This window comes from Vibrio penaeicida (assembly GCF_002933855.1).
In the GTDB taxonomy this organism is placed as follows: Bacteria; Pseudomonadota; Gammaproteobacteria; order Enterobacterales; family Vibrionaceae; genus Vibrio; species Vibrio penaeicida_A.
Window position 1 is genome coordinate 26,624 of record NZ_BFAQ01000043.1, and the last position, 9,322, is coordinate 35,945.

A 9,322-nucleotide genomic window follows, 5' to 3' on the forward strand; every position below is an offset into this window, starting at 1 on the left:
ATAATGACACCTAATCTTAAAACCGTAGATATTAAGGTTTTTATCCCAGCAGTAAATTATGAATTGTGCAAAGCCTTTTATATCGACTTAGGATTTGAGTTAAAAAACGACATGGGTGACCTTGCGTTCTTTTCGCTTGGACATACCAATTTTTTACTGCAGGACCTTGCTGAAGCAAAGCACACCAGCGAGTTGATGATGCACCTCCAAGTTGAGGATGCTAAAGCATGGCACCACGCAGTGACTGAAAGTCAAATTAAAGAAAAATATGACGTAAATGTTTCCCCTTTAATCGAGCAACCTTGGGGAATGTTGGATTTCACTGTGACAGATCCAAGTGGTGTGCTTTGGCGCATTGCTCAAAACATTTAAGTGGTCGCCATGATTCAGTTATACGGACGTAAAACTTCCTTTAATGTACAGAAAGTACTTTGGCTTTTGGAAGAGCTTCATCTCGATTTTTCATTGGTTGAGCTTGGTGGGCGGTTTGGTGGTTTGGATGACCCTGAGTTTTCCAAGTTGAATCCGATGAAGAAAGTCCCCGTTTTAGTGGATGGCGATAAAGCCATTTGGGAGTCGCACTCTATATTACGGTATCTCGCGAGCGAATATGGTGAAGCCCAAACACCCTACCAACGTTCGGAATATGAACGGTGGATGGATTGGTCTCAAGTAATTTTTCAGCCCGCCTTTATGGGAACGTTTTGGGGCTTCTACCGCATGCCCGAAAGCAAACGGGATATGTGCCAAATAGATAGAGATTTAACTACATGCGTAAGCGCACTAAATCTAGTCGAATCGACACTGGATCGCTCGCATTTGGAGAATTCAAGCCGAGAATATCCGGTTTTGGTTGGCGATAGGCTTTCTCTTGCTGATGTATGTGTAGGGGCTATTCTCTATCGATTGACCGAGCAGGGGCTTGATATCAAGCTACCTCCAAGAGTAAAGGGATGGTATCAAGCGTTAAAACAACGAGCAGGATACCAAAAGTGGATTATGAGTGATTTCACTGAACTGAAAGCGAGAGAAGATTATTAAAAGCGATGACGTTATCGCTTAACGGTTAGGACTATTGGAGCCTTGGTTAACAGAGCTTAGACTCCAACAACCCCCAATATCTAAGCCAATACTCAATGAATAGAGTAAGAGTTTAATAAGATTTGTATCCAGCTTTGTACTTTTGACCGCTGGATACTTTGTGAAGGAGTATATAGATGTCGTTAATTTCAAAAACCCCAAAGCCTCCGTATTACGCGGTGATCTTTAGTTCAGTAAAAAGCCCAAATGATGAAGGGTATGGTGATGCAGCTAACCGAATGCTGGAGCTAGCAGAACAGCAAGAGGGTTATTTGGGTGCAGAATCCGCACGGGAAGAACTTGGCATTACGGTATCTTACTGGCGAGATTTGGACTCAATCAAACAATGGAAAGCCAATACCGAACACCTTGAGGCACAAAAGCTGGGCAGAAAGCAATGGTACCAGTCTTACAAAACACGAATTGCAAAAGTAGAGCGCGATTATAGTTTTGAGGAGGATGTGTGATTCTTATTCGACACTATACCGAGCAAGATGCAAGAGCGACTTGGAAGCTATTTTTTCACACTGTACGCAAAGTGAATTTAGGCGACTACAGCGAAGATGATGTGAAAGCATGGGCACCTGAACGTTTTGAATTGGCACGATGGCAAAAGCGAATGAACAGCATAGAGCCATACATTGCAGAACTGAATGGCAAGGTAGTCGGCTACGCTGATTTGCAAAAAGACGGCTTAATCGATCACTTCTTTTGCCACCACCTTTACCAAGGGAAAGGTGTTGGAGCGGCATTGATGAACCATATTTTCTCTGTTGGTAAAGCGAAAGGCATAAATCGATTTTATTCAGAGGTGAGTATTACGGCAAAGCCGTTTTATGAGCATTTTGGGTTCGAAGTTGTACAGCGCCAAGAAATTGAGCTTCGAGGTAGAACGTTAACCAACTTCCTAATGGAAAAGAACATAGATTAATAGTCTTACCTTGAACCAAAAAACTCACCGATTGGTGAGTTTTTTGGTTTTTGTTCAGGTGAAAGCTTACGCGTATTGTGCAACCAATCTGTCCCAGCTTTTTTGCTTGGTTTTTAGAGTAGCGCGCACTTGTTGGTAACGAACCTTGAGCAACGACGCCTCGTACTTACGAGTTAGATCGGTTTTCTTCGCTTCCATAAGCTGCTTTTTGACTTCGTAGTACTCTTGCATTTGTTTCCATAGTGCGTCGTACTCCAATTGCAGAGAGTGAATTAAAGTTGCACCCTGTGGTTTGTTTTGAATGTTTTCTTTTGCTTTACGTAGCTGCATTTGTATCCGAGCACGTTCGATCCGAATTGGAGGGCATCGCGTCAGTTTGCTGGCTAAACCAACCCATGAAAACAACCGAATCATCCATTTGGTTGGATCGTACTGCCACCAGTGAATACCATTGCGATAGTCATTTTCAAAGATATGGTGATAGTTGTGGTAGCCTTCGCCAAACGTTAGAAAGGCTAAAAATCCATTGTCCCTAGCCGTGTTCTTATCCGTGTAAGGTTGAGAGCCCCAAATATGAGCCAATGAATTGATAAAGAAAGTCGTATGATGGTTTAGTACTAACCTAACGGCGCCCGTGATTAGCAACATTCCCCAAACATCACCATGTAATAGACCCAGCAACACCGGTACGCCGACATTCATGGCAATAGCAAGCAGAAGATAGTACTTGTGCTGCCACATAATGATGGGGTCTTTTTGAAGATCTCGGCAATTTGAATAGTCTGAATAAGTGGTTTTGTTGTAATGCCTTAGCATCCAGCCAATGTGTGAAAACCAAAAGCCCTTTTTGGCTGAGTACGGGTCTTTGTCATTAACATCAACGTGTCTGTGGTGAACCCTGTGATCGGATGACCAATGCAGCGCACTGTTTTGAAGAGAGAAAGCGCCACCTAAAGCGTAAACAACCCGAATTATCGGATGTGCTTCATAGGCTTTGTGTGCCCAAAGACGATGGTAACCAGCGGTGATAGAAAGGTTACAAAAACTGAACGTGACGACCAGCCAAACCAGGTGTTCCACACCATACCCAAATTGATACCCATACCAGGGTGCAACCAACACCGCCAAAAGCATACTGATAGAAAATACCCCAATATTGAGCCATATGAGGGGGGGCTTTTTTTCGGTATCGATCATTTTTTTGTTCATTCCATTTTTCAGCTTACACATGTTCACTCAAAGATATTCAGCGAACATGTGTAAGTCAATAGTTAAGTTGTAATAATGTTGTTGATACCATACATAGATATAAATAAAGCCTAGCAGGAATAGGAGCTGAGCATCGTTTTTTGGAATATGGTGGTTTAACTGGTTGAATCTTTGAGAGAACAGTTGCATTTAATTCAGCTTGCTCATTAAGATATTGATTCAACCATTTGGGTGATGCGGAGCCAATTAAAGAATGTTACAAAATCAAGGGCGTTCAAATGTGATATTGCATGCGTTTGACTGGAAGTACAGCGAAATAGCTGAACAGGCAGAAAAGATCAGTCGTTTAGGCTATCGATCGGTATTGGTATCGCCCCCATTAAAATCATTGAAAGAAGGTAAAGGTCAATTCTGGTGGCAGCGGTACCAGCCACAAGATTATAGAATCATCGACAATCCGTTAGGCAACACCAACGATTTTAAATGCATGATGCAAGCACTTATTGCGTATGACATTTGGGTATATGTCGATGTCGTTTTTAATCATATGGCCAACGAATCGGATGTACGATCCGACCTGCAATTTCCCGCACAATCCGATTTGGAAATCTACAAATCCAATGCCCCGTATTTTGATGAACTGAAATTGTTCGGAGATCTTTCACACCCATTGTTTGATAAAGACGATTTTGTCGAGCCGTTTGGAATTGTCGATTGGCGAAACAAATGGGAAGTACAAAATGGTCGAATCAGTAACGGACCAACAGACCCAGGCTTACCGACTCTTAAAGATAACCAGCATGTCGTAGAGCAGCAAAGGCATTATTTGAAGGCTCTAAAGCAGCTAGGAGTGCGTGGTTTTCGGATAGACGCGGCCAAGCATATGAGCTTGCAGCATTTAGAAAAAGTGTGGGGCCCGGATATAACAGAAGGCATGCACATTTTTGGCGAAATCATCACAGATGGTGGGGCAAGCAAGCAAGAATATGAGTTATTTCTTAAACCTTATTTAGAGAAAACAGAATTAGCGGCATACGACTTTCCGCTTTTTAATACGTTGTTTAAAGCGATGAAACCAGAAGGAACATTGGAATCATTAGTCGACCCTTACGCGTTAGGCATGGCTCTATCTAACCCTAGAGCAGTCACATTCGCCATTACCCACGATATTCCCAATAACAATGTATTCAAAGGGTTAGTGATGGATGAAGCAAGCGAATGGTTAGCCTATGCTTACCTATTGGGGAGAGATGGAGGAGTACCTTTAATTTATGCTGAACCGCCAGCTAGAGCAATGGCGCACCAACCTAGCATCAACCGATGGGGATACAGTTGGCAAAGTGATAAATTAAAAGAACTTTTAGACTTCCACAATAGAATGTACGGTGAAAAAATGATATTCCACTTTGTAAGTCAAGATGTCATTTTATTTTCTCGTGGAACGAAAGGCATTATGGGCATTAATAAAGGAAAAAATACCCAATCAGTTTCTGATATCTATCCAAATTATAAAAATACTGAAATGGATTTATATTTTGACGTTGGACAACTTAAAATAGAACCAAATGATTACTTAATACATTGTTTTAACTGAAGATGAAGTTTTACCTTTCCTTATCAACTCTAAAAACATTCACTTGCATATTTTCTTTGGTTATATCTAATTACAATAAATTATAATTATTATATACAAAGATTTATTAGCTAAAACCGCTTACCTACCTCATTAGTAGCATGTAACTCACTGCAATCTGTACCAAGCTTAATTCCGAGAGTGTAAAAAAAAATTAAAACATATAAAAGTCAGCAAGCTGTCACTAATTTCTATTAGCTTAAAAATTAGTTACCGATAGAAATAATGATAAATCTGATAAGGTTATAAAATGAAGATCGCAACTAAAATTATTCTCGCTTGTTCTTCTCTGTGCGCGATTGGGGTTATCGTCAGCGGAAACTTCGTAGCCTGGAGAGCATCGGATTTATCCGAGCAAGCAATTTATGATAGAGCAATTAGTCAATTAATTTCAGTCCGGGAGATCAAAAAACGAGAGATTGAAAGATACTTTGAGCAAATTCAATTCCAGCTAGAAACGTTAGCGGACGACCTTTCGACCAAGGCGGCACTAAAAGATTTCACTTCGGCATTCAAAGAATACCCGAAAGAAAAAGTGAGCTCAGCGGATATCAACTCTCTTAAAAGCTACTACAGTAACGGGTTTGGACAAACTTACCGAGACAGTAACGGGAATGTCTCGGGGAATGAGCTAAGTCGTTTAAGCCAGATGTCGGATGTAGGTACAGCACTTCAGGCTCGCTATATTGGCGTTAACCCAAATGCGCTTGGTGAGAAACACCTTTTGAAGTCAGATTCACTCAACACGCCTTACGACAAGGCTCATGCCTTGTACCACCCTCCAATCAAGCATTTTCTTGAATCGTTTGGGTATTACGATATTTTCTTGGTAGACAATCAAGGCAATATTGTTTATTCCGTCTTCAAAGAACTGGATTACGCAACTAACCTCCTCTCAGGGCCGTATAAGAACAGCGGGTTAGCGGAAGCGTTTAATGGAGCGAAATCCAATGCAAAAAACAACTTTTTCTTAGTAGACTTCAAACCATACTACCCATCCTATGAAGCGGTAGCGTCGTTTATGGCGATTCCAGTAATCGATAATGGCGAAAGGCTTGGTGTGCTGATTTTCCAAATGCCTGTAGATGCCATCAATAGCATCATGACCTACGATGGAAAATGGGCAGATGCAGGACTCGGTACGAGTGGAGAGACATATCTTGTAGGTCAAGATAGCTTACTCAGAAGCCAATCTCGCTTTTTACTTGAAGACAAGCAAGGATACCTTCAAGCGTTGACCTCTGCTGGCATGTCTACGCAAGTCGTTTCTTCAATCAGTGACAAAGACAGCGCCATTGGTCGTCAACCTGTTGAAACAAAAGGAAGCCAAGCAGCTCTCAATGGGCAAGTAGGTAGTGAGATCATTTTGGATTATCGCAAAGTGCCTGTGCTGTCGGCATACTCGCCGATTACAGTGGCTGGGCTTAAGTGGGCGATTCTGAGTGAAATTGACGAAGCCGAAGCTTTGGCGGATGTTAGCCGCTTAAACAGCGCTGTGTTTGCGACGGTAGGCATTAGCACTGTTGTACTACTCGTGTTATCTGCGATAGGCGCGTCGCTAGTTGGAGGGGGGATTGCTCGCCCTATTAAAGCGGCTGCCGAGCAAATTTCTCAGATCAGTAACTCTAAGGATCTTACCGCAAGGCTAGAAAACAAAGGTAAAGACGAGATGTCTGAGCTTGCCGCAGCTCTGAACGATTTATTTAAGCAACTGCAAGGCATAATTAAGGAATTCAGTAGCGCGACAAATGAGCTGACCGAAAACAGCCAAAAAATGTCAAGTGCAATGGGGGACACACGCAACGCTGTGAACGCGCAACACAACAAATCTGACTCTGTTGCGGCAGCCGTAAACGAAATGAGTGCGTCCGTGTCAGAAGTGGCGCAATTTGCCAGTCGAGCTGCCGAGTTCGTGAAAAATGCGAATGACACAGGGCAACGCAGTGCCACGATAGGGCGTGCGCTTGGCAACGAGATGGGGCAGTTAACCGATCAAATGAAGCAAGCGAATCAGGCAATTGAAAGGCTGTTAAAAGAGAGCAACTCCATTGGCGAAGTGCTTGATGTTATTCAGTCTATTGCCGAGCAAACGAATCTATTGGCGTTGAATGCTGCTATTGAAGCCGCGCGGGCTGGAGAGCAGGGCAGAGGCTTTGCTGTCGTAGCAGACGAAGTTCGTTCATTAGCAAGCCGGACTCAAGCATCAACGGAAGAGATTCGTGGCAAAATTGAAGCTCTGCAAGGAGAGACGCAAGCAGTGGCCGATGGCATCACAAACGCGAATTCGTCTGTAGAGCGAGGAACGGAAAGTTGCAGACAAAATACGGATATGCTTGATCAGATCACGAACATGCTGACTGAATTGAACGATATGAATTTGCAGATAGCAACAGCTGCCAATGAGCAATCCTCCGTAACGGATGAGATAAGTAGTAGTATTACGTCTATTGCCGATGCATCGATGCAGGTTTCAAATCAGACCAATGAAATAGACAGCGTTGTTTCTGGATTATCAGACCAAGCGACAGAGTTAAATAAGAAAGTCGGGCAGTTCCGGTACTAAATAACGTCGTTACAAATGAAAAAAGCAGTGCTGATAATACAGCGCTGTTTTTTTGTATTTAAATACTCACCATCACACCATCACACCATCACACCGACGCAGAAGATAAGCTACGGAGTGCCGGATAGTGAAGTAATGAGATGTACAGGTAGTGATGACAGAGCGTGTTAGAAGCTAATTTTTTAAGCTGCATCATCAAAGAAGTCGTAGCAATTCCCGCCATTGGATTTTGCCTGATACATAGCAATGTCCGCAGACTTTAAAATATCGACCCAAGATGCTTGGTATGCGCTGTCTAAACAGATGCCTATACTGACACCGACTTTACAGTCTATTGAACCGACTCGTATAGGCTTAGATAGTGTTTCGATAATGCTTTCGGGCAACAATTGAGGTTCTGCTTGGCCTTGTCTAACAATGGCAAACTCGTCGCCACCTAGCCGTGCGATGAAGTCTGTGTCACTGCATGTTTCTTTAAGGCGAGCGCTGATTTTCTTCAACAAATGATCACCAACATCGTGTCCATAAGTGTCATTGACGAGTTTGAACCCGTCGAGATCCAATAACAATACCGAAAACTGCGCTTGATTTTGGCGTTTAAGATCTTTGAGTTCGTTTTGTAAAGCAACTCGGTTTGCTAGCCCTGTTAAAGAGTCGTGATAGGCTAAATGGCTTATCTTTTGGCGATCTTTCAACGTTACATACAGTAGAAAACCACCACACAGGGCTAGCCCTGCGTAGCTGTATCCCATAATGCTGTTTAAATGGACCAATTCATAATCGCGGAGGTAATTATTTTCTGACACACGTTGGAATTCTTTATTCATCAACGCATTAATTGTTTCTGAAGTTTGTTGTCCCTTTGCCAAATATTGTGAAAAATGAATGGCATCGAACGAGTCAGAGGTTGGATCCAGTGTTTTAAATGACTCAAAAGTATCAACAATTACCTCTAAGCGACCTTGTTTTTCCATCAAATTAGCCGATTCTGACCCGACTAATAATATTTCGAAAGCAGACCATGTTAGATCATAGCTGGTAATTAGCTCGTCAATATTGTTTCTTCCTCTGAAATATTCTTTAGCAGCCGTCAGATACTCTTGATGCAGCAACATGAGTTGCACTAATGCTCTACCCGTTGAATGCTCATTTACAGCCAATAAATCCAAACTTTTCACTATTTGTGCAACACTGACCATTGCACATAACAAAAAAAGCACCGCTACAACTATCAATACTGGGGTTTGAAAACGGCTCGGTAGGGGCATTATCAAGGCTCCTTCGAAAACACTTCGACATTAATCAGTTGCCACACCATAAAGTCGTTAAATATTTGAGGTTGAAGTTCTTCGTGATGATCTTTAGGCAAAATAAGCCACAATGGTCCTTTTCCTCGAACCGACATTTTTTTACCGTTGTCTTCCCAAGCTAATATAGGAGCGAATTGACGAATGCGTTCAAAATCAAGCGTCACTTCGTACTTGTCGAGTGCTTTCAAAGTCAGCCACGAACCTTTTGCTTTGGCATCATTTAAGATGTCTTCTAGCTTAGGTCCTTTATAGGTGTGGGCTTCATTCGTCCATGGTGTGTTGGTAGTAATGAGTAATTGAGGAAATGATTTGATGTTTTCTAAAGTATAACTGACAGGGTTTTCTACTTCACCAGTGACACTTAACACTTTATTTTTACCTTGCGCGGAGGTAAGTCCCGAGAAAACAAGTAAAAATATAAGGAAAGAGAAATTTTTAAGTCTTACGCGCATATTCCCTCCATGAGAATTTTAAAACCAGTAGTAATAACTAATTTATTATTATAAGGTCAAATACCGTTTGATTGTATGAATATTGAGAAATGTCAAGTAATCAAGAATAGCATGCGGTTCTCCGGTATTCCTGAACTATACAGA

The 9,322-nt window shown here is 42.1% G+C and carries 9 protein-coding genes; 6 read left to right on the forward strand and 3 right to left on the reverse strand.

What is annotated here, in order from left to right; translation table 11 throughout:
- Positions 1-3: 3 nt before the first annotated feature.
- From VPNCDNU1_RS22600 to VPNCDNU1_RS22615, 4 genes are all read left to right on the forward strand, one after another.
- Positions 4-372, forward strand: coding sequence for a glyoxalase (locus tag VPNCDNU1_RS22600; RefSeq protein WP_104402448.1), 369 nt, complete (start codon positions 4-6; stop codon positions 370-372).
- A 9-nt stretch (positions 373-381) separates the two neighbouring features.
- A complete protein-coding gene (locus VPNCDNU1_RS22605; protein WP_201797156.1) occupies positions 382-1,041 on the forward strand; it encodes a glutathione S-transferase family protein in 660 nt (219 codons plus the stop codon).
- A gap of 176 nt (positions 1,042-1,217) precedes the next feature.
- Positions 1,218-1,547 (forward strand): antibiotic biosynthesis monooxygenase family protein, encoded by a 330-nt coding sequence (locus VPNCDNU1_RS22610; RefSeq protein ID WP_104402449.1) that lies wholly within the window; start codon positions 1,218-1,220, stop codon positions 1,545-1,547.
- Complete coding sequence (locus tag VPNCDNU1_RS22615; RefSeq protein WP_104402450.1) at positions 1,544-2,011, forward strand: GNAT family N-acetyltransferase; 468 nt, start codon at positions 1,544-1,546, stop codon at positions 2,009-2,011. Before VPNCDNU1_RS22610 ends, VPNCDNU1_RS22615 begins: the two co-directional genes overlap by 4 nt.
- A gap of 66 nt (positions 2,012-2,077) precedes the next feature.
- Here the strand turns inward: VPNCDNU1_RS22615 and VPNCDNU1_RS22620 are convergent, their stop codons facing one another.
- Entirely contained in the window at positions 2,078-3,220 is a 1,143-nt protein-coding gene (locus VPNCDNU1_RS22620; RefSeq protein WP_104402456.1) for an acyl-CoA desaturase, read from the reverse strand.
- Positions 3,221-3,473: 253 nt separating this feature from the next.
- On the opposite strand from VPNCDNU1_RS22620, the gene VPNCDNU1_RS22625 reads away from it, so the two are divergent.
- Positions 3,474-4,814 (forward strand): alpha-amylase family protein, encoded by a 1,341-nt coding sequence (locus tag VPNCDNU1_RS22625; protein WP_104402451.1) that lies wholly within the window; start codon positions 3,474-3,476, stop codon positions 4,812-4,814.
- Between the two features lie 289 nt (positions 4,815-5,103).
- Entirely contained in the window at positions 5,104-7,416 is a 2,313-nt protein-coding gene (locus VPNCDNU1_RS22630; RefSeq protein ID WP_104402452.1) for a methyl-accepting chemotaxis protein, read from the forward strand.
- Positions 7,417-7,598: 182 nt separating this feature from the next.
- On the opposite strand, the gene VPNCDNU1_RS22635 is transcribed toward VPNCDNU1_RS22630, so the two are convergent.
- On the reverse strand, positions 7,599-8,684 hold the full coding sequence (locus VPNCDNU1_RS22635; protein ID WP_104402453.1) for a GGDEF domain-containing protein: 1,086 nt from the start codon (positions 8,682-8,684) through the stop codon (positions 7,599-7,601).
- A gap of 2 nt (positions 8,685-8,686) precedes the next feature.
- Positions 8,687-9,178, reverse strand: coding sequence for a molybdopterin-dependent oxidoreductase (locus VPNCDNU1_RS22640; RefSeq protein WP_104402454.1), 492 nt, complete (start codon positions 9,176-9,178; stop codon positions 8,687-8,689).
- Between the last annotated feature and the right edge of the window lie 144 nt (positions 9,179-9,322).